This is a genomic window from Rhodococcus sp. 14C212, from assembly GCF_011058195.1.
In the GTDB taxonomy this organism is placed as follows: domain Bacteria; phylum Actinomycetota; class Actinomycetes; order Mycobacteriales; family Mycobacteriaceae; genus Rhodococcus; species Rhodococcus aetherivorans.
Map to the genome: position 1 here is coordinate 149819 of NZ_JAALEH010000004.1, position 21074 is coordinate 170892.

At 70.2% G+C, this 21074-nt stretch carries 13 protein-coding genes; 7 read left to right on the forward strand and 6 right to left on the reverse strand.

From position 1 onward, the window contains the following. Nucleotides 1-194: 194 nt before the first annotated feature. Nucleotides 195-1082 (reverse strand): LysR family transcriptional regulator, encoded by an 888-nt coding sequence (locus G6038_RS03760; protein ID WP_206024213.1) that lies wholly within the window; start codon nucleotides 1080-1082, stop codon nucleotides 195-197. Nucleotides 1083-1510: 428 nt separating this feature from the next. Here G6038_RS03760 and G6038_RS03765 point away from each other — a divergent pair, with 428 nt between their 5' ends. Beyond that, nucleotides 1511-2287: an alpha/beta fold hydrolase gene (locus tag G6038_RS03765; protein WP_165035984.1), complete on the forward strand. Its 777-nt coding sequence runs from the start codon at nucleotides 1511-1513 to the stop codon at nucleotides 2285-2287. A gap of 80 nt (nucleotides 2288-2367) precedes the next feature. Here the strand turns inward: G6038_RS03765 and G6038_RS03770 are convergent, their stop codons facing one another. From G6038_RS03770 to G6038_RS03780, 3 genes are all read right to left on the reverse strand, one after another. Then, a complete protein-coding gene (locus tag G6038_RS03770) occupies nucleotides 2368-4314 on the reverse strand; it encodes a 3-oxoacyl-[acyl-carrier-protein] synthase III C-terminal domain-containing protein (RefSeq protein WP_165035985.1) in 1947 nt (648 codons plus the stop codon). A 53-nt stretch (nucleotides 4315-4367) separates the two neighbouring features. Further along, nucleotides 4368-5201: a 3-oxoacyl-ACP reductase family protein gene (locus tag G6038_RS03775; RefSeq protein WP_165035986.1), complete on the reverse strand. Its 834-nt coding sequence runs from the start codon at nucleotides 5199-5201 to the stop codon at nucleotides 4368-4370. A gap of 886 nt (nucleotides 5202-6087) precedes the next feature. Then, on the reverse strand, nucleotides 6088-11571 hold the full coding sequence (locus tag G6038_RS03780; protein ID WP_165036003.1) for a biotin carboxylase N-terminal domain-containing protein: 5484 nt from the start codon (nucleotides 11569-11571) through the stop codon (nucleotides 6088-6090). Between the two features lie 844 nt (nucleotides 11572-12415). Here G6038_RS03780 and G6038_RS03785 point away from each other — a divergent pair. The 5 genes from G6038_RS03785 (at nucleotide 12416) to G6038_RS03805 (ending at nucleotide 17825) form a co-directional block, all read left to right on the forward strand. Next, complete coding sequence (locus tag G6038_RS03785; protein WP_165035987.1) at nucleotides 12416-12868, forward strand: GyrI-like domain-containing protein; 453 nt, start codon at nucleotides 12416-12418, stop codon at nucleotides 12866-12868. 53 nt (nucleotides 12869-12921) lie between these two features. Next, nucleotides 12922-14775, forward strand: a complete 1854-nt coding sequence (locus tag G6038_RS03790) for an acyl-CoA thioester hydrolase/BAAT C-terminal domain-containing protein (RefSeq protein ID WP_165035988.1) — start codon at nucleotides 12922-12924, stop codon at nucleotides 14773-14775. Between the two features lie 70 nt (nucleotides 14776-14845). Beyond that, nucleotides 14846-16024, forward strand: coding sequence for a hypothetical protein (locus G6038_RS03795; protein WP_165035989.1), 1179 nt, complete (start codon nucleotides 14846-14848; stop codon nucleotides 16022-16024). Between the two features lie 208 nt (nucleotides 16025-16232). Next, the gene (locus G6038_RS03800; protein WP_165035990.1) at nucleotides 16233-16658 is read left to right on the forward strand and encodes a hypothetical protein; all 426 of its coding nucleotides are present in this window, start codon (nucleotides 16233-16235) and stop codon (nucleotides 16656-16658) included. A 114-nt stretch (nucleotides 16659-16772) separates the two neighbouring features. Then, nucleotides 16773-17825, forward strand: a complete 1053-nt coding sequence (locus tag G6038_RS03805) for a zinc-dependent alcohol dehydrogenase family protein (RefSeq protein ID WP_165035991.1) — start codon at nucleotides 16773-16775, stop codon at nucleotides 17823-17825. A gap of 96 nt (nucleotides 17826-17921) precedes the next feature. Here the strand turns inward: G6038_RS03805 and G6038_RS03810 are convergent, their stop codons facing one another. Both G6038_RS03810 and G6038_RS03815 read right to left on the reverse strand, forming a co-directional pair. Continuing rightward, nucleotides 17922-19097 (reverse strand): patatin-like phospholipase family protein, encoded by a 1176-nt coding sequence (locus G6038_RS03810; protein WP_346772736.1) that lies wholly within the window; start codon nucleotides 19095-19097, stop codon nucleotides 17922-17924. Nucleotides 19098-19251: 154 nt separating this feature from the next. Continuing rightward, a complete protein-coding gene (locus G6038_RS03815; protein ID WP_165035993.1) occupies nucleotides 19252-20316 on the reverse strand; it encodes a TIGR03842 family LLM class F420-dependent oxidoreductase in 1065 nt (354 codons plus the stop codon). A gap of 184 nt (nucleotides 20317-20500) precedes the next feature. On the opposite strand from G6038_RS03815, the gene G6038_RS03820 reads away from it, so the two are divergent. After that, a partial coding sequence (locus G6038_RS03820; protein WP_165035994.1) for an HAD family phosphatase occupies nucleotides 20501-21074 on the forward strand: 574 nt, incomplete at its 3' end.

Here is a 21074-nt window from a genome sequence, read left to right on the forward strand (position 1 = left end):
GAGGGAGGGGAACGGCTCCTGTGAGTCACGGCCCCCGGGGTGGGGGTTGTGACCCACCGCGCAGAGCTTCTCATTTCCACAGTAGTGCAATCCAATTCTGATTGATCTGAATTCACTATGAGTTCGATAGCGGGGATTAACCGATCCGAAGGTACGTCTACGAGAACGACAAGAACCCCAGCGGAACCGGGGCTTCAGTGAGTCCGGTCGGGGTTGATCCGGCCATTTCGAGGCAACTTCGGACTACCGGATGAGGAGTACCGGCTCGGGCTCGGGTGTGGGCAGGAGCTCCCGGGCAATGGCCACGACAGCGTGCAGGGCAGGATCCGTGTTCTTTCTGTGCCACGCCAGCACAGCGGCCATTTTCGGTACAGGTGTGGAAACGCCCGATAGCAAAGTCCGGGCATTTGGATGTGCTGGACGGAGGAGACGGTCACTGTGATCCCGACACCGGCGGCGACGAGACTGAGAATCGTGTAGGAATCGGGCGCCTCCTGGACGATGCGCGGGGAGAAGCCCGCCTGCAGGGCGATCAGGGCCGTGGCGTCCCTGACCGTGGAGCCTTGCGTGCCCGGGAAGGTCACGAACGGCTCACCGGCCAGGTCGGCGACTTCCAGCTCCGGTTTCGCCGCCAGTGGGTGGTCTTCGGGCAGCGCAGCCACCAGCGTCTCGAAGTCGATGATGTGCCAGTCGATCGACGGGTCGCGCACAGGCAGACGAGCCAAGCCCATGTCGAGGCTTCCGGAGAGGATCTGATTCACCACCGCTCCGCCGTACGTCTGCCCCTGTAGAGCAAGGTCGATGCCCGGTTCGCTGCCCTTGACGGCCCTGGTGATCAGGGGCAGGACGCGGCGGCTGCTGGCGCTGGCAAAACCCAGTGAAACTCTGCCGGTGATTCCCGAGCTACCGAACATCGCCGCGCGTTTTGCCAGGTCCAAGTCGTTCAGAACCTTCTGCGCCGGGCCATGCAACGCCTGGCCCGCCTTCGTGAGTGAGACAGACCGTGTGTTGCGCTCGAACAGCTGGACGCCGAGCTCCTTCTCCAACTGCTGGATCTGCTGGCTGACGGGAGGCTGCGCCATATGAAGCCGCGCGGCCGCCCGGCCGAAGTGAAGCTCCTCCGCTACCGCAAGGACGTACGCAGGTGACGGATCTCCACTACTGCCCCCATTGATCAATCTCGACTATCGGAAGGTATCGCTATTGATATTTGGCGAGCAACAATTTCGGCAGAGCCTCCCGATGGGAACTCGACGCTCCGGCCGAGAAGGCGGACACAGAAGGCGAATAGTCGTCAGACCCCAACGGATCGCATTCTTTCGGCAGTAGCCTCGCAAGTGTCGGACAGGGCCGCGCCCCTGGTCGGTGCGGTGTCGGTGGTGATGATGCAGCGCCGGGACGGAGGAAGCAGACACTGGTTCCCGGGAGCCCGCAACAGTTGCGAGCGCCTGTAACGGCTGCAAGCCTCAGGAATTCGGTGTCGGCTCGGCGGCACTGGAAGGATGTCGCCATGAGCGATATACACACCGTCGCGTTCGGCGACGTGGAGATCGAGGTGCTCGTCGACGGAACCGGCCCGGCCGTGGTGTTGCTGCCCTCGCTCGGCCGCGACTCGTACGAGTTCGACCCGATCGCAATCGATCTCGCCGAAGCCGGCTTCCGCGCGATCCGGCCCCAGCCGCGCGGCGTGGGCACGAGCCGCGGTCCGCTCGAAGACCTGGACCTGCACGACCTCGCCCGCGACGTCGCCGAGGTGATCGAGCGGCTCGGTGCGGCCCCGGCCGTCCTCGCCGGGCACGCCTTCGGCCACTACGTCGCGCGGGTCCTCGCTGCGGATCGGCCCGACCTGGTGCGGGGGGTGGCGATTCTCGCCGCGGGCGCCCGCCGCTTCCCGGAGTCGCTCACCGAACGCGTCGCCAAGTGCTCCGACCTGTCGCTGCCGGATGCCGAGCGGCTCGAGCACCTGCGGGCGGTGTTCTTCGCCGAGGGGCACGACCCGGCGGTGTGGCTGGACGGCTGGTGGCCCGCCGCGATCGTCGCCCAGCGCCGGGCGATGGCGGCCACGGACAAGGAGTCGTGGTGGACGGTCGCGCCGTCGCCGCTGCTGGACCTGCAGGCCGGCGACGACGTGTTCCGTCCGGCGCCGACCCGCGGCGAACTCACCGGGCAGTTCGGCGCCGACCGGGTCACGGTCGTGCTGATCCCCGGCGCCGGGCACGCCCTGATTCCCGAGGTTCCGCACGAGGTCGCCCGGGCCCTGGCCGACTGGATCCGCGTCCTGCCCTGAGCATCCGTGCGAAAGCCGTTGCCCGCGTGCGCTGGTGCGCACGCGGGCAACGATTCCCCACGCGGGGGACAACGGTTCGATCAGCCGAAGGCGAGTGTCACGTCGTCCGAGGAGGACGCTGCGCGCAGCGGGTCGATGGCCACGGCCTCGCCGTCGACCGGGCGGAAGGGGGCCACCACCGCCGGATCGATTCGCAGCACCGTGAAGCCGGCGACGGCGCCGGCGCCGAAGCCCGGAGCGAAGATCCGCACGGGTTCGGTGATCACGCCGTCCCGGACCGCGTCGTGGATGGCGAGCGGGATGCTCGCCGACGAGGCGTTGCCCACCTTCTCGATGTTGAAGTACAGGCGGTCCGACGAAAGACCGGCGTCCGCTGCGAGCTCGGTGATCATCGTCTTGTTCGCCTGGTGCGGAACGATCAGGTCGATGTTGTCGAGCAGCGTTCCCATGCCGCCCTCCGGGGCGGGCAGGGCCTTCACGTCGTCGAGCATCTGGACCAGATAACGGCCGGCGAGAGCCTTGACCTCGGGTCCGTAGACGGTGATGTAGTTGTCGAAGTCCGGGTTCGGCCAGATGATCGAGTTGACCTGGCTGTTCGGGCCGCTGGCGTAGGTCTGCATGTACTCGATGTCCGGTGCGGAGCCTTCGGGCGCCACGCCGACCACGAGCGCTGCCGCACCGTCGCCGAAGATCATGCGGGACGGACGCACATTGCCGATCTTGTCGGAGAACTTCTCCACACACACCACCAGCACCGGCCGCTGCACCTGCTGCAGGATCCGGGTGGCCTCCGCCAGCCCGTACGGCAGGCCGGCGCACGCGGCGACCAGGTCGAACGAGGCGTGAGTCTGGGCGATGCCCAGCTCGCCCGAGATCCAGGTGGCCAGCGACGGGATGAGCCGGGCGCTGGTGCAGGTGCACACGATGACGGCACCGATGTCCTCGGGGCCCACCTGCGCGTGCTCGAGCGCCGACTTCGCCGCCGACAGCGCGAGGTCCTCGAAGCTGCCCGAGGTGTAGCGGCGCTGTTCGATCCCGGTCTTGGCGGTGATCTCGTCCGCGGTCATCGGCGACCAGTTGTAGGCCGAGTTGCGGATCAGATCCTCGTTGGTGCACACCTGATCACCGTGCGCAACGGCGAGGGCCTCGATGCGCGGCTGCACCGTGAAGTCGCGGCGTACGTCGATCGTCGGGTACGGCCGCGAGGGCTGCACCGGCTCGACCTTCGCGGGGACGGCGGTGGGGACGGTCCGCCCGGAGGTGACCCGGGAGATGAACCGCTGTACGTGCCGGTCGCGCGGGTAGTAGAGCACGACGTAGTCGTCGTCCCGCAGCTGTCCCACCTCGGTCAGCTCGACCTGGGTCCGCTCCCACGGCTGCTGGTTGTGCAGCACCATCGACCAGCGTCGCAGCGCCTCGAGTTCGGCGACGTCCTCGTGGCAGTCGAGGATCTCGTCGTAGCCGAACCGGGGGAAGTCCGGGTTGTATTCCCCGAGGCGCATCGTCCGGTTCGACGGATCGGCGATCAGCTGCGCGACGGTGGGCTTGACCGTCGGCAGTCCGGTGGCGATGTGCTTGCGGGCACCGAAGACGTCGAAGAGGGTCTCGAAGATCCGGTCCTCGGCGGGGTCGTCCCAGCCCGCGGGCAGGCCGCGGTAGGCGTCCGCGACCTGGGCGGTCTTCGTCTCACTGTCCGGCCACGGCGTCAGGACGGGCATGTAGACGTCGTCGCGGTTGCGCGGCACGTCCGACCACCGGGTGGGGCGCTTGTCGAACATCGTGATCGCGAAGCGGTTGGCCCAGAAAAGGTTCAAGGCCATGTCGCGCATGAGATCGACCTTGGTGCGGTAGACGCCCTGCGCGTGCCGCGAGAGGATCTCCGAGACCGTGGGTGCCTTGGTCTCGAAATCGCGGCGGATGACGGCATCGAGCTGCTCGACGCTCGTCATCGTCGAGAAATCGAGATCGGGAAAGAAGTTGGACGGGAAGACGATCCGCCCGTGTCGGTTGAGCTCGAAAGGCTGCATGTGCCGAAGTACCGTTCAGTGAGAAGTGCGGAGGTGTGTCTGGGTGCAGCGGGTCACATGTCGAGTCCGCCGTTGACGCCCCACACCTGGCCGGTGATGTAGGACGAGGCGTCGGCGGCCAGGAAGTGCACGACGCGGGCGATCTCTTCGGGATCGGCCAGGCGGTTCACCGGGATCGTGCTCTTGATTCGGTCGAGGACCTTGTCCGGGATGGTCGCGACCATCTCGGTGGCGACGAAGCCGGGGGTGATGGTGTTGACGGTGACGCCGATGCTGTCCGGGGTGAGCTTGCCGGAGCGGGCCAACGTGAACGCCGCCTCCTTCGCGAGCGTCTTGGTCAGGCCGAACATGCCGGCCTTCGAGGCCGCGTAGTTCGCCTGGCCGATGTTGCCGGTCTCACCGATGACGGACGAGACGTTGACGATGCGACCGGTGCCGCGCTCGAGCATGTGCTTCAGGGCGGCCTGGGCCAGGAAGAAGGCGCCGGAGAGGTTGACGGAGATGACGTTGTTCCAGTCGTCGTCCTCCATCTTCAGCACGGTGCGGTCGATGGTGATGCCGGCGTTGTTGACGAGGATGTCCAGGCGCCCGTGCCGCTCGATGACCTCGTCGATGGTGCGACGGCAGTCGTCCGCGTTCGCGACGTCGCCCTTGTGCACGCTGTACTCGACGCCGTTCTGGCCGTTCGCCTGGATGTCCGCGAGGAACTGGTCGGCCTGGGCAGTGTTGCGCCCGTACCCGGCGGCCACCGTGGCGCCCTGGGCGGCGAGGCTGCGGCTGATGGCCGAGCCGATGCCGCGCGTTCCACCGGTCACGAATGCGACGCGGCCGCGAAGCTTGGTGCCGGCGACGGTGGTACGGGACGACGGTTCGATGGTGCTGGTCATGTCGGTTCTCCTCGAATGCGGCGAACTCGACGGATGCCGTCGAGTACAGATGTGTCGGGCCGGCGATGCCGGTGCCCCGAGCGGCGGTGCCCGGAGTCCGATCGGCGTGGGTACTACCGCGAGCAGCTGATGTGAGCGTCCCTGCACGCTTCGCGATATTCGCCCCTGCCAACCGAATTCACGTAGTGCTCCCGCTCGTTCTCCCCTGTCGAGATCAATGATGCAGCATCGCGCGGCGTGTGTCATGTCTTTCGCCGAAAATGATTGGCAGGGCAATGACTTACGCTAATGATATTGAATAGGCCTGAGTAGCAACGATTTACGTTCAGAGTTGGGGTGGCGTTCATCTACCGGCCGACTGCATGTCCGTTCCGGGACCTTTGCCACCAAACGCCCCGCACGGAGGGCTGTTCGGAATGGCGCGCGGTGTTACTGCGCGGTCAGGAGTGTGGCATACATGCAGCTGGTCTGTTGACTTTGCCGTGAATCGGCTACGAAATAAGCTGCGCTGCAGGATAATTCGACCTTCGAGTGGCAACGGTTCCGCTCGCCCCGGGGGTGTCGCCTGCGAAGCACTGCGTGCCAACAGGGTGCATGTAGCGGCCCGCGCGGGGACCGTGGGGGACGGAAATCGGTACCCGCAACCGCGCGGCGTCAAACCTGTGAGCTTGCTCACGATCCCACATTTTCGGGGATTGGGCCACCCCGGATCGGGGGTGGCGCGCGCGGGTCGGTCGCCTCACTCAGCGGCCTCAGGGCGATGTGCGACCGCCGCGACGGCGGGAAAGTACCCGGAACACCGCCCGAGGCGGTGACGGACTCGTGAGGGCACGAGAAAGGGCCCCGCACCGGCGAACCGGTGCGGGGCCCTTCGGGGATCGTGCGGTTACTGCGCGAGCACCTTCGCCATGCCTCGCTCGACGGCGGCGACGATCTCCGGCCGCAGCCCTGCCGCGGGGATGATCGAGTGCACGGAGCCGACCTGCTGGGCGCGCTGGATGTTGTGGATGGCCTCGAACTCCCCAGCCACCTCGCCGAGCTTCTCCGAGCGCACCGCGGTGCGCTGCGTCGCCAGCTCGACCCGCAGGCGGGCCTTCTCCCCGTCCTCGGCCGCGGCGAGCTGCGCCTCGAGTTCGGTGATCCGCGGATCCGCCGCCGTGCGCGCATTGACGTCGCGGGTGAACACCACCGCGGCGGCGGGTGCGCCGCCGAGCACGGAGGCGAACGAGCCCTCGACCGCGAGCACCTCCATGTTCTCGTTCAGCGCGCCGGAGAACACCACGAAGGCACCACCGTGGTAGCGGGAGACCACGACGAAGACGATCGGGCCGTCGAAGTTGACGATCGCCCGGCCGATCTCGGCGCCGTTCTCGAGCTGCAGGTTGCGCAGCGACTCGGGCGAGCCGTCGAACCCGGACAGGTTCGCCAGCACCACCACGGGGCGGTTGCCGCTGGCCGCGTTGATCGCCCGCGCCGTCTTCTTCGACGACTTCGGGAACAGCGTGCCCGAGGTCCACTGGTCCGGCCCGTCGGTGGGGAACCAGCCCTTGCGGGCGATGGCGCGGGACTCGATGCCGATCACCGTGACCGCGTTGCCGCCGAGGTGGGCGTCGAACACCACCGAGGTGTCGGCGTCGGCCATGTCCGCCCACCGCTCGAGCACCGGGTGGTCCTGGTCGACCACCGCGCGCATCACCGTGCGGATGTCGAACGGCTTCTTGCGGTCCGGGTTGGTCTCCGCGGAGAAGATGTCACCGACCGTGGTGAAGTCGCTCGACGGGTGCACGTGCGGGTACACCCGCACGTCGCGCTCGATCGGGTCGACGGTCTCGGCCTTGCGGGGGAACCGCTCGCCCGGGGCGAGGTAGGCGTGGTCGTAGTGCCCGAAGAGCACCTCGACCGCGGCCGACAGGTTCGGCGCCCAGTACTGCGCCTGACCGTTGGGGCCCATGACGCGGTCGTAGCCGCCGATGCCGAAGTTGTCCTCGGCCGACACACCACCGGAGTAGTCCAGGGACTGCTTGCCGGTCAGCACCATTGCGCTGTCCGGGGTCATCACCAGGATGCCCTTGGTGTGCATGAGCATCGTCGCCTCGGCGTTCCAGTACGGCTGGGCGCCGACGTTGATGCCGGTGACCACGACGTTGATCTCGCCGCCGGCCTGCGTGAAGGTGATGATGCGGCGCAGGGCCCGCGAGACCCAGTCCATGTTCTCGGTGCCGGACTCCATCGAGATGGTGGCACCGGAGGACAGCGCGAACCACTCGACCGGGACGCCGAGCTGCTCGGCCAGATCGATCGCGGCGACGACGCGGGCGCACTCGGCCTCCGCGACGGTGCCGAGCGCCTTCGTCGGATCACCGAACAGCGCCACGCGGGTCATGCCCTCGGGGTACCGCGGCGTCGGGGTGGTGACGAGCCCGACCACCAGGCCGGCCTTGTTCCGGCCGTACGGGCGCTGCACCGGCACCACAGCACCGGAACCGTCGAGGTCGTACTCGACGAAGCTGCCCTCGCTGCCGGTGAGCAGCGGGATCAGCTCGTACGGGTACACGGTGCCGCGGGCGCGGGAGCGCTGGACCTTCTGGGTGTACTCGTCGAGCGGCTGCAGCGGCTCCTTCGGCGGATCGGTCACGCGCACGACCACGCCGGCGCCGGAGCGGTAGGAGAACCGCAGCGCCACCTCGCGGGGCTCGGCCTCCGCGGTCTCCCGCCACCAGCCGATGACGGTGATCTCCTCGAGGCCGGCACCGACGGTGAGCGGGGCCGCCCCACGGCTGACCCGCTTCAGGTCGTCGATGCTCAGATCCACCTCGGGCCACACGAACAGCACCACGCGGTTCGCGTCGAGGCGGCGCTTGCCGCGGCCGGCCTGCGACCGGCGGATCGCGTCGAGGCAGCTCGACAGGGCCCGCTCGAACGCGGGCAGGCCCACGATCGTGCCGGTCTCGTCGCGCTGGGGGGTCAGGTCCCGCACCTCGGCGAGGGCGATCAGCCGCTCGTCGGACGGATTCTCGTTCGCCGCAATGTGATACAGGTACGAGTCCGGGTTCGCCGGCAGGCGGGTGCCGACGAAGTTCTTCAGCCGCCACAGATCCAGGCGCTGGCCGGTGAGCGGGTGCATGTCGCGGATGTTGGCTTCCTCCGCGTACCCGGTCTCGAACGGGCGGAACGTGAAGACGTGCTCCTCGGCGCGGTCGGTGTGGCACACCGTCACCGTGACCCGGCGGGCTGCGGCGGTGACCGCACGGCCGGCCAGCACCGCGCGCAGTGCCTCGGCCTGCGCGTCGGCGTCGGCGGGGGCGTCGTCCCACGCGAGGTACAGGTCGATCACCAGGTTCTCGGTGCCGGGCAGGGTGCGCGCCGACTCCTCGACGGTGTCCAGCGCCGCCTCGAGCTCGCCGTGCCGGGCCTCGGTGGAGATCAGGTACAGCCGGGTGCCGCGCAGATCGAAGTTGCCGGTGACGAACTGCCGGCCGCCGCGCACGTCGGACTGCACCTGCTCGAGCGTGCGGATCTTGTAGGCGCGGCGGGTGATGACCTCGAGCAGCGGGCCCGGAACGGTCTCCGGTCGGGCGATCTGCTGGGCGAGCAGGTCGATCAGCGGCTCGGGCGTGGCCACGAGGGCCTCGACGCGCTGCGCGTAGTCCGCGGCGCCGGGGTGGTCGGCGAGGTGGGCGAGGCTGCCGCGCACCCCGTCGTACACCTGCTCGCGGACCTTGCGGATCACCGGCTCCTCGAAGAGGCGGTAGCGCAGGTTGCGGGCCGCGTCGCCGATCACCGGGTAGCGCACCTGGGTGGCGACGATGAGCCGGTCGAGGACCTCGTTGAGCTCCTGCGAGATGCCGGCCGGTCCCTCGGTCTCCGCGAGCCACCGCTCGAGCAGTGCCGAGACCACCGGAACCTGCGTCTCGATGCGCTGCTGCGCGAGGAACAGCCGGTAGACGGCCTCCTCGAGCTCGGGAGTGCGGTCCAGCTCGGTGACGTCGTAGTGCCGCAACGCCTGCGCCAGCCGCGCCCGGAAGCTCTCGGGCAGGCCGCCGACCTCGACGTCGAGGGACTGCAGGTAGCCGTGGAAGTGCTCGCGGGGGCTGTGCACGCGCTCGTCGCTGGACTCCTCGGCCTGCGTCGGGCGGTTGCGCGAGAGCTCGCACACGTCGGCGAACGTGGTGAGCAGCGCCAGCTCGGCGCGCACCAGGTCGCAGTTCCCGGCGGCCTCGCCGCGCAGGCGGTCGTACTCGGCGAGCAGCGTCGCGGTCCGCTTGCCGGAGACGTCGTAGCCGGTGACGAGCGCCTCGAGGGCGTCGAGCCGGGCCAGCGCGTCGGCGGCGGCGTCGCCGGTCACGACGGCAGCGGGGGCGGGGAACTGCACGCGCTCGACCGTCTCGGTGACGGTCTCCTCGGCGATCCGATCGACACGCAGCAGCGGTGCGCCGGCGTCGACCTGCGAGTTGACCACGGCGAGGACCTCGCGGACGCGGCCGGCGAAGGGCGCGCGCACCGCGGTCTCCATCTTCATGGATTCGAGCACCACGAGCGTCTGGCCGGCCTCGACCTCGTCGCCGGGGGCGACGGGCACCGCGACGACGACGGCGGGCGCGGGGGTGCGCACGACGCCGGCCTCGTCCTGGCTGATCTGGTGGCTGATGCCGTCGACCTCGACGAGGAAGCCGGTGGCGCCGGCGATCGAGACGATGTGGTGGCGGCGGCCGGCGAGGACGAGCCGGGACTCGAACTGCCCGAGCCGGTCGACGTCCACCTCGAGTTCGCCGCTGCCGGCGTCGATGCGGTAGCGGTGCGGCCCGACCTGTCCGACGTGCAGCTCGTAGGCCTGGCCCTGGTAGCTCAGCTCGACCTTGCGGCCCACCGAGTGCCCGGCGCGGGGACGGCCGCCGCGGGCGGAGGTGAGGAACGCGGCGCGCTCGTGGCTCTCCTCGGCGTCGTAGACGTCGACGGCCGTGGCGATCAGCGCGATGTCGGCCACCCGGGACGGGCCGGTGGCGGTGCCGGCGCCGGTGCGGTCGAGCCAGCCGGTGTCGGCCGACGCCGAGACGACCTCCTCGCGGTCGAGCAGGTCGAGCAGGAACGACTTGGTGGTGGTGCCGCCCTCGAGGACGACGGTGGTCTCGCGCAGGGCGGTGCGCAGGCGGGCCAGGGCCTCGTCGCGGTCGCGGCCCCACGCGATGATCTTGGCGACCATCGAGTCGTAGTCCGGCGGGATGACGTCGCCCTGGGCGATGCCGGTGTCGACGCGCAGGCCGGACCCGAGCGGGAACTTGAGCAGCTGCACGGAGCCGGGGGCGGGGGCGAAGCCGTTGTCGGCGTCCTCGGCGTTGAGCCGGGCCTCGACGGCGTGACCGAACTCGGGCGGGCAGTCGCCGGGCAGCGTCTCGCCGGAGGCCACCCGGATCTGCAGCTTGACCAGGTCGATGCCGGTGGTGGCCTCGGTGATGGGGTGCTCGACCTGCAGGCGGGTGTTGACCTCGAGGAAGGTGAAGATCTTCAGGTCCGGCTGGTACAGGTACTCGACGGTGCCGGCGCCGCAGTACCCGGCGGCGCGCACGAGGTCCGCGGAGACCGCGCGCAGGTGGTCGGCCTGCTCCTTGGTCAGCAGCGGCGAGGACGACTCCTCGATGACCTTCTGGTTCTTGCGCTGGATGGAGCAGTCGCGCACGCCCGGCGCCCAGACGTTGCCGTGGGCGTCGGCGATGACCTGGACCTCGACGTGGCGGGCGTCGGTGACGAGACGCTCGATGAACACCACGGGATCGCCGAACGAACGCTCGGCCTCGCCCTGGGTGCGCTCGAGGGCGAGCTCGAGCTCGTCCTCGGAGTACACCTTGCGGATGCCGCGGCCGCCGCCGCCGGAGCGGGCCTTGATGATCAGCGGGTAGCCGATGGCCTGGGCATGCCGGCGCGCGTCGGCGCGGGTCTCGACCGGTCCGCCCGACCACGGGGCGACGGGCACGCCGACCTTCTCGGCGAGCAGCTTGGCCTCGACCTTGTCGCCGAGCAGGCGCATGGCCTCGGCCGACGGGCCGATGAAGGTGATGTTCAGGCGGGCGCAGACCTCCGCGAACGCGGGATCCTCGGCTACGAAGCCCCAGCCGACCCACACGGCGTCGGCCTTCGCTTCGAGGAGGGCGCGCTCGAGTTCGGCGTGGTCGAGGTAGGAGGTGGCGGCCGTGGTGGACGGCCGCAGGGTGACGCCCTCGTCGGCCTGGCGGACGAACATGGCCCGCCGCTCGGCCTCCGTGTGCAGGGCGATCGTCTTGATGTCGTAGCCGTGCTCGGAGTTGAGCTCCCGGACTGCTCTGATGAGGCGTACTGCAGCCTCACCTCGGTTGACCACCGCGATCCGTTTGAACATACTCGTTGCCACCGTTCTCCAGGTTTGTGCGCGCTCGTGCGACGCTCGTCGAAGCTTCTCGCCAGTGAGTGAAAAAAGTTAACCGATGCCGAGGCCCGCGTCACGGGTTGATAACGCGAGCAAGAACATGTATCGGTCGGCTCCTCGTGTCGGCGTATGCGTGCGGACGTGTGCACCGACTGGCCCGGCGGATGCCTGGGTGTCGGCGGACAGGCGGTCGGCCTCGTCCCGCGGACCGTCGTCGTCGACGGCCGAGTGCCCCCCGGTGGGGACGATCCTTCCGCTAACAGCATGAAGGAAACATGAGGGTTTGTCACGTTTTGCGCTCGGCGGGGCGGGGTTCGACGGTTCCTCTCCGGCTCGCAAGCGGGAACTGCTGGCGGACAGGCGATTACGATTGAAATGTGGGCCGGTGCCGGGGCTCGGGCCCGGCGGGGCCGGTAATACCGCCGGGTAACACCGGGCAGTAACATTCGGCCCGTTGGTCTTTCGCACGGCGCGATGCCGGACCCGCGAGCGTCGTCGACTACGTGAATTGTCCAGCATCGGACCGGTATCGACGCCGCGAACGGGTCGAAGCGGACACGGGCCGCCGGCTGCAGGACCCGCCGCGCCGCCGCGGCGAGGGTCGCTGCGGTCCGGCCGGTGTTGTGACGATTGTCACGGACGTCGGAGTGCTCGTGTGTGCGGGCCGAATGTCACATCGATTCGATCGCATCGACCGGATGTGACATTCGGCCGCCGGCAACCCCTGCACCCCCCACTCACCCGATGTCTCCGGAAGTTCACGAACCGGCAGTGTGAATCGCCTATCGTGGCCCCAGGCTTCGACAGGGGAGGACGCATGCCGGAGATCGTGAACGCATCGGCCAGGCATCTGGCCGCCGTGGAATTCAGCACCGACGTGGCGCACATCGGCGAGCACCTCGGCGAAGCGTACGGCGCCGTCGAGCAGTACCTGGCCGGCGCGGGTACGTCGCCGGCCGGCCCGGCCGTCGCGTACTACCGCAACTTCACCAAGGAGGGCTTCGACGGCGCCGCCGGCTTCGAGGTCGCCACCCCGATCGACGGCGACGGCCACGTGGTCCCGATCGACCTGCCCGCCGGCGAGGTCGCGACCGAAACCCACCTCGGTCCCTACGACACGCTCGAGCACACCTACGAGGCCCTCGCCGCCTGGGCCGCCCGCGAGGGTCACGACCTCGACCTGAGCACCGCGTGGGAGGAGTACTGGAGCCCGCCGGGCACCCCCGTGGAGGAAGTGCGAACGGTGATCTTCGTTCCCGTGAACTCCTGAGGCGTATCGCGGAAGCACCCCCACACCTCCAGGCGGCAGGAGACAATCCGCGAATGTCCCTCGTCGTCGGATTCGCGCCGTGGATCGTGTACTGGATCCTCGTCGGCAACACCGGGTTCGTCACCGCCGTGGCCGCCGCCCTCGCGCTCGCCGCCGCCGGCCCCCTCGTACAGCGAGTGCGCGGAAAGCCGTGGCGCTCCCTCGACGTCGGCACCGTCGTCGTCTTCGCGCTGCTGCTGATCGCCGCGCTCACGCTCGACGACGACGTCCTCGAACGCTGGCTGCAGCCGCTCGGCAATCTCGGGCTGCTGCTCGTCGTCCTCGGCGGCATCCTCACCGGGCGGCCGTTCGTGCGTGAATACGCCGTCGAGACAGTCGATCCCGCGACCGCCGCGTCGAGCGGCTTCCGGTACGTCACCACCGCGATGACGTGGATGTGGGCCGCCGCGTTCGCCGTGATGACCGTGTCCTCGCTGATCCCGCCGATCGTCGACGGTTCCGCCACCGTCCGCGACGAGACCGACGCGCTGTCCGTCGTCGGCTACTGGGTCGTCCCCTTCGTCGTCCTGGGCGCCGCCGGGCTGGTTTCGGCCCTGTTCCCCAAGTGGTTCGACACGAAGTCCGCGCTCGCCGCCACCGCCAACCCGAGCCCCGAGCCCGCGTCCCCGGCCGCACCACCCCCGGACCTCGACTCGCCCCGGGTCCACCTCGTCGTGCCGCGCCAGTCGCGGCACGACGAGCCGTTCCGCCTCACCCTCGCCGGATCGCGGCCGGACGCGACGATCACCGTCACCGCCGAGGGCGCCGACATGTTCGGCGCCCGCTGGCGGTCCCACCGCAGCTACGACGGCAGCGTCGACGTCGTCGACGAACCGTTGTGGGACATGCGGTTCGACGAGCCCGACCGCGTACCCGACCTGTTCGTCCCCCCGCCCGGCCGGTGGCCGGTCACGCTCACCGTCACCGACGGTCCCCACACCACGCGGCGCACGGTGATCCGCACCGACGCCGCGCCCGGCGTGACCGTCGAGGATCTCGACGTCGCCGGACGGCCGGGTCTGCTCGCCCGCCCGGACGGCCCGGCTCCGCCGCGTGGATGGCCGGCGGTGCTGTGCGTCGGTGGATCCGAGGGCGGCGTCGATTCCCAGCGCGCCACCATCGCCGCCCTCGCCTCCCACGGCCATGTCGCCCTCGCCTACTCGTGGCTCGACGAGAACGCCGAGGTCGCCGCCGTTCCGCTCGAGCGCTTCACCGGCGCGCTGCGCCATCTCGCCGCCCTGCCCGAGATCGACACCGACAGCGTTGCCGCCATGGGCATTTCCCGGGGCGCCGAAGGTCTTCTCGCCGCCGTCGCGGCCGACGGCGCGTCGCTGCGGGCGCTGGTGCTCGTCAGCCCCAGCTCCGTATCGTGGCAGGGACTCGGGCCGGACGGGGAGATCCCGGACACCCCGTCGTGGACCCGGAGCGGCGAGCCCCAGCCCTGGGCCCCGCTGCCCAGCTCCGCGCTGATGCCGCAGATGATCCGCAACGCCTGGCGTGCCGGCCGCGACGTCGCCCGGCACCGACCGTCGCTGCTGCGCCTGTCCGACGCCTACCGCGCGGGCCTGCACGACGCACCCGACCCCGCCCACCTGCGGTCCGAGAAGGTCGACGCCCCGATCCTGTGCATCACCGGCACCGACGACCAGCTGTGGCCGTCCACCGACATGGCGGGCGCGCTGCTCGGCCGCCGCCGCGACGGTCGCGACAGGCACCTGTCCGTCGACGGCGCCGGCCACCTGATCCGCCTCGGCATGTTCCCCGGCGACGCCCAGTGGAGCAGTGGCATCGCCTTCGGCGGCACCCCGGCCGGGCAGGGCCGGGCCCAGCGCGCCGCGGTCGACGCCGTCACCGAGTTCCTCGCCTGACCGGCGCTCCCGTCGCCGTCCCGGGATTTCTGGAACAGTGGAAGGGTCCGGACGCCACGAGGAGGTCCCGATGTCCGACGACCCGCAGTTCCCGGTCGGGTTCGAACCGGCCGAGCAGCGCCGCGTGCGGATGGCCGCGCAGGTGCGCCGCTGGTGTGAGCAGCACCGGCTCGACGGCCGGCACGCCCCGCTGTCGGACGCCGCCGCGCTCTGCCTGGCCGCCGGCCGTCTCGACGACGAGACCCGCGACATCCTGGCCCGGCGCCGCCGGATCGGCCGCGGCCTGCCCACCCTCGGCGGGTTCGGCGCGTTGCGCCATCTCACGGACGAGCACGCCCGCCTCACGGCGCGGGCCACGGACCTGCGCCCCGGCGCCGCCCGGCTGGTGTTCGAGTACCGGGCGGGGGAGCTGGCCAAGCGGCTGCGCAACGCCCACTACGCGGTCACCGTGTCCGGCCGGCACTACGCGCAGGGCGTGCGGGCCGTGCGGCGGGAACGGCGCGACGGCGTGCACCTCGACCCGCACCAGCGCGACGCCCTGTTCGCGGCGCTGCAGCGCACGCCCGCGCCCATCCCCGAGAGAACGACCGATCAGGTGCGCGGCGCCGTGCTCGGCGTCGCCGTGGACCGGGTGACGCGCTGGTCCGACGGCACCGCGGCGGCCGCAGCGGGGCGTCGCGCCGCCGACGCCCTCGGCCGGCAGGTGCCCGACGGCGACGATCACTTCGTCGACCGGTACGACACCCTGCTCTTCCTCGCCGGCACCCTCTACGACCGGATCGAAGGCTCCACGGCGTGGCGGTCGGAACACCTCGCGGTGCAGCGGTCCCAGCTCGATCTCGCCGACGAGCTGACGCAGATCGCCGTAGATACCGTCACGCTGCGGGGCCTGCTCGCCGAACTCGCCGACGCCCGGCGCGCGGCGCCGTCCGCTCGCGCGGCCCTCGACGCGCGGATCGCCGCGCTCGCACCGGTGTGGGACCAGCTTCTCGACCGGGTGGCGGCACTGGCGCGCATCGGCGAGCTGCTCACCGTCGCCGAGGTCCAGCTGCGCACCGCCGAGGTCGAGGCACGCACCGCGAGCCTCGACGAGCGGATCGACTCCCTCATCGGCCGATCGGGAGCGCGGGAGCTGTCCGCCGACAACACCCACTTCGTCGGCGACCAGTTCGGGATCGCCGCAGAGTTGATGGGTTCGCTCCGGTCGGAGCTGAGGGGCGACATCGCGGAGCTCACCGCGCGGGAGTGAGACCGCCCGCGCCGATTGTCAGCCGTCACAGCGCAGTTCCTCGGTGATTCCGACGTCGCCCGACGCCGCTGCTTCCCGTGCGGGCGGTGCTGTAGCTTTCACGCGTTCTCGAGCGAAATCGACTGGGGGTGAACGGGTGCTGCGCAGTGTGCCGAGATGCACGGTGCCGAGATCCACGGTGCCGACGTGCACGGCCCGGAGGTCGGGGATGCTCTTGGTGGCGACGGTGCTCGCCGTCGCCGGTTGCGGCGGGTCCGCGGACACGGTCCGGGTGCAGGACGATCCGATCCTCGAGGCGGAGTTCGACACGGTCCTGCTGACCGGCGAACCCCGCACCCTCGCCTCCGTCGCCGAGGACGCCGGTCTGTCGCCGGGATCGTGGGACCGCATGTACTGCTTCTCGCTGCCCCTGCTGATGAGCTCGATCAACCGCGACCTCGGCCTGAGGGGCACCGTGTGGGAGAACCTTCCCGACGCCGCGGGGCAGGGCCTGATCGTCTTCATGTCCGACGGCGACGTCGTCCGCGCCGCCGTCGACCGGGCACCCGTCGTCGAGGTCGACGGGTACGCCGCCCCCGACGCGCTGGTCGAGGCGGCGGACTCCGACCGGCTCACGATTGTCTCCGGCCACTGATCGCCTCGGTGTGACCTCCACCCGCCCGATTCGAGGCCCAATGGCCATTTCCCGAAGGCGTTACGGGTGAGACGCTGAACCCGGCAGACACCGATCGGCGAAAGGCCCGAAGCAATGAAGGCACTGGTGTTCCACGGTCCGGGAAAGCGTTCCTGGGAGGACGTCCCCGATCCCCGAATCCAGGACCCCACCGACGCGATCGTCCGCGTCGACGCGGTCACCATCTGCGGCACCGACCTGCACATCCTCGGCGGCGACGTCCCCGAGGTGACCGACGGGCGCATCCTCGGGCACGAGGCCGTCGGCACCGTCGTCGAGGTCGGGCCGGGCGTGCAGAACCTCGCGCCCGGGGACCGGGTGCTCGTCTCGTGCATCACCTCGTGCGGCCGCTGCCGCTTCTGCCGCGAGGGCCGCTACGGCCAGTGCCTCGGCGGCGGAGGCTGGATCCTCGGCCACCTCATCGACGGCACCCAGGCCGAACTCGTGCGAGTTCCGTTCGCCGACAACTCCACCCACCGCGTACCCGAGGGCGTGAGCGACGAGCAGATGCTCATGCTCGCCGACATCCTGCCCACCTCCTACGAGGTCGGCGTGCTCAACGGTTGCGTGCGGCCCGCCGACGTCGTCGTCATCGTCGGCGCCGGGCCGATCGGTCTCGCCGCGATCCTCGCGACCCGGCTTTTCAGTCCGAGTCACGTCGTCGCGGTCGACCTCGCCGACAGCCGCCTCGAGGCGGCCAAGGCGTTCGGCGCCGACGTCGTGGTCAACGGCGGGCGCGACGACGTCGCTGCGGTGGTGCGCGACCTCACCGGCGGCCTCGGCGCCGACGTCACCATGGAGGCCGTCGGAGTGCCGGCGACGTTCGAGCAGGCCGTCGAACTGGTGCGGCCGGGCGGCCATGTCGCCAACATCGGCGTCCACGGCGCGCCGGCCACCCTGCACCTCGAGAGCATCTGGATCAAGGACCTCACCATCACCACCGGGCTCGTCGACACGCATTCGACCCCGACGCTGATCGGCCTGGTCCGCAGCGGCAAGCTCGACACCTCGCCGATGATCACCCACCGGTTCGCCCTCGACGAGTTCGAGGAGGCCTACGACGTGTTCGGCCGGGCCGCCGAGACCGGTGCCCTCAAGGTGCTGCTGACGGCGAAGCCGGGAACCTGATGCGGCGACGGCGCGCGCTACTTCACCCGCGCGTCGTCACGGCCGCGCGCCCCGCCACCCGTCGCGCGCGCCGAGCGAATGTATCGTTCCGTCGGACTACCGAGATGAGCGATACATTCGCTCGGACGGCGGCTGTTCGTGCGTGGCCTCGAGCCCGAGTTCGGCTGCGGCGGAGGTGAAGTCCGGGTCGAAGAGCAGAAAGCTCAGCAGGTCGCCGTGGTCCTCGCGGGTTCCTCCCACGAGTCGGCCCAGCACCGACAGCCAGGGATGGCGCAGACCGCCCACCCCCGTGCCCTTCTCGTTGTACACGGCGTAGGCGAGTCGGCCGAGGTCGTATACCTGCTCGAGCGACGGGCCCGCGAACCGCACCCCGATCTCCCGATCCGAGGTCACCTCCGCGCTGTCCACTCCGGCTGCACGAATGCGCATCAGCCGGTCGTTGCGGACCTCGAGCTGGTGCAGGTCTTCGATCATGCGGTCCGAGAGGACGGCGCGCAGGACCAGTGCGGCGGCGCCGAACACGTCGGGCGGTTCGTCGTCGCCGGGCGCGAGGTCGGCGGCAGGCTGTTCGATCCAGTGCCGCGGCTGGGTCGCGACGACTCCGAGGGTGTCCGCGCCGAGGGCGAGGGCCGGCTTCAGCGGGGTGTTGAGCTGCAGACCGCCGTCGACGTACCAGCCCGCCCACGCCGCCGGTTCGGTGACCCGGACGGGCCGGAACAGCACCGGCACCGCCGCCGATGCCAATACGTGCTCGACGGACAGCTCCGTCTCGACGTAGCTGATGTTGCGATGTTCGTCGTAGTCGGGCAGCGGCACCGACGAGTGCTTCTCGACGAAGACCACGGTGCCGCGGGTGGCGACCGAGGTCGCCGTCACCGCGACCGCCCCGATGGCCCCGCTGCGGATGTTGGCGTGCAGGTCCTCCCAGCAGATGAGTGATTCCAGCATGTCGTGCATGCGCTCGGTGTCGAGAAGGCTCGGCAGCGTGACGTCCAGACCGGCGGCCTGACCGAGGTAACGCAGGCCGGTGCCGACCAGCGTGCCGACGGGCCCGAAGACGTCGTCCAGTCCCACCGTCGACCACAGGCTCACGATCTTGTGGGTGGCGGACTTGTACCCGTCCCCGGCGAAGGCGGCCAGTCCGACGACGTTCAGCGCGCCGGCGCTGGTTCCCACCAGAATCGGAGGGCGCTCCGACCGCGGCAGGTGGGGCAGCAGCGATGCGATCGCTCCGGCCTCGTACGCCCCTCGGGCGCCCGCGCCGGATACCACCAGCCCTACGGTTTCGCTCACGGTCGTCCCCCTCACGACGAGCACGTGCATACATCGGAGAACGATACGCGCCGGTGCGGCGCCGATCGCGCGATCCGCAGAAGCCGAGCGACGGTCGCAGCGGGCGGATGTGTCGGCTACCCGGGCGAACGATTCATTCGCTCGCCGGCCGGGACACGCCGGCCGGCTCGGCGGTCGTCGCGGCCGGCCGCGGCGCGAGCCCAGGGATCACGGTCTCCCCGTACGCCTCGAGGGTCGACGTCTTCGCGTCGTGCTGCAGGTACACGGCGAACTGGTCCACCCCGATCTCCTCGAGTTCCCTCAGCCGGTTCAGATGCTCCTCCGCGGCGCCGACGATGCAGAAGCGGTCGACGATCTCGTCGGGCACAAACTCCGCGTGCGGGTTCCCGGCGCGGCCGTGCTGGTTGTAGTCGTACCCGGGACGCCCGGCGACGTAGCGGGTGAGTGCCACCGGCACGTCGCTGTCGGTGCCGTACCGGGCCACGAGGTCCGCGGCGTGATTTCCGACCATCCCACCGAACCAGCGGCACTGCTCGCGGGCATGTGTCAGGGCCGTGCCGGATCCGTCCGTCACATATGCGGGTGCCGCCGCGCAGATCGTCACCGCCGCCGGGTCGCGACCGGCCGCCTCGGCGGCCGCGCGGACCCGCGTGATCGTCCACTTCGCGATCTCCGGATCCGCGAGTTGCAGGATGAATCCGTCGGCCACCCGGCCGATCAGATCGAGCGCCTTCGGACCGTACCCGGCCACCCACACCTCGAGTGACGACGTCTCTGCCCACGGGAAGCGCACCGTCGTGTCCCGCACGCGGGCCTCGCGGCCGTTGCCGAGCTCGCGGATGACTTCGATCGCGTCGCGGAGCGTCGCCAGCGTCGCCGGTGCACCGCCGAGGGTGCGCACCGCCGAATCGCCCCGACCGATTCCACAGACGGTGCGGTTGCCGAACATGCCGTTGAGCGTGGCGAAGGTCGAGGCCGTGACCGTCCAGTCGCGGGTGGCCGGATTCGTCACCATCGGCCCCACCATGACGGTGCGCGTCGCGGCGAGGATCATGCTGTGGACGACGTACGGCTCCTGCCACAGCAGGTGCGAGTCGAACGTCCAGACGTGGGAGAAGCCGTGCGTCTCCGCCTGCCGGGCCAGCTCCACGACCCGCGCCGCCGGCGGATTGCACTGGAATACCACTCCGATGTCCACCGGGCTCCTCCTGCCGCGACTTCATGTCGGATCCGATTCTGCGCGCGCAATACCTCGGGTGTCCGGCACTCGGCGGGTTCGGGGGATCGCGGGCCACCTACCCGCCGCGTGGCGCCGGGTCCGGCCGTCGATCGGCTGCGTGTCGGTGTCCTGCCGACGGGCGGGTGTGGCCGAGACTGGGCCTGTGTCCGACAACGGTGGTGTGGAAGCGGTGGTGTTCGACCTCGACGGGGTGCTGGTCGACTCCGAACCGCTGTGGGAGCAGGTACGACGGCAGGTCGTGGCCGAGCACGGTGGACGCTGGACGGACGACGCGCAGAGCCGGTTGATGGGCATGAGCACCCCGGAGTGGGCGAGGTATCTCAGCGACGACCTCGGTGTCGACCTGCCGCCCGACGAGGTGGCGGCGCTGGTCATCGATCGTATGGGTGCCCGCTACGCCGACCGGCTGCCGCTGATTCCGGGTGCGGTCGAGGCGGTGCGCGCGATGGCGGCGCGGTGGCCGCTCGGACTGGCCAGCTCGTCCCCGCAGGCGCTGATCGACGTCGTGCTCGACGCCGCCGCGCTGGGAGACGTGTTCACCGTGGCGCTGTCCACCGAAGGTGTGGCACGTGGGAAGCCGGCCCCCGACATCTACCTGACGGTGGCCGAGCGACTCGGGACGAACCCGGCTCGGTGTGCGGCGGTGGAGGATTCCAGCAACGGGCTGCGGTCGGCGGCGGCGGCCGGCATGCGGGTGATCGCGATTCCCCATCCCC

What these genes read in the sequence shown, in the direction of transcription:
- G6038_RS03760 (WP_206024213.1), bottom strand. Translation starts at nt 1,082, where the DNA reads ATGGCGCAGCCTCCCGTCAGCCAGCAGATCCAGCAGTTGGAGAAGGAG.
- G6038_RS03765 (WP_165035984.1), top strand. Translation starts at nt 1,511, where the DNA reads ATGAGCGATATACACACCGTCGCGTTCGGCGACGTGGAGATCGAGGTG.
- G6038_RS03770 (WP_165035985.1), bottom strand. Translation starts at nt 4,314, where the DNA reads ATGCAGCCTTTCGAGCTCAACCGACACGGGCGGATCGTCTTCCCGTCC.
- G6038_RS03775 (WP_165035986.1), bottom strand. Translation starts at nt 5,201, where the DNA reads ATGACCAGCACCATCGAACCGTCGTCCCGTACCACCGTCGCCGGCACC.
- G6038_RS03780 (WP_165036003.1), bottom strand. Translation starts at nt 11,571, where the DNA reads ATGTTCAAACGGATCGCGGTGGTCAACCGAGGTGAGGCTGCAGTACGC.
- G6038_RS03785 (WP_165035987.1), top strand. Translation starts at nt 12,416, where the DNA reads ATGCCGGAGATCGTGAACGCATCGGCCAGGCATCTGGCCGCCGTGGAA.
- G6038_RS03790 (WP_165035988.1), top strand. Translation starts at nt 12,922, where the DNA reads ATGTCCCTCGTCGTCGGATTCGCGCCGTGGATCGTGTACTGGATCCTC.
- G6038_RS03795 (WP_165035989.1), top strand. Translation starts at nt 14,846, where the DNA reads ATGTCCGACGACCCGCAGTTCCCGGTCGGGTTCGAACCGGCCGAGCAG.
- G6038_RS03800 (WP_165035990.1), top strand. Translation starts at nt 16,233, where the DNA reads ATGCTCTTGGTGGCGACGGTGCTCGCCGTCGCCGGTTGCGGCGGGTCC.
- G6038_RS03805 (WP_165035991.1), top strand. Translation starts at nt 16,773, where the DNA reads ATGAAGGCACTGGTGTTCCACGGTCCGGGAAAGCGTTCCTGGGAGGAC.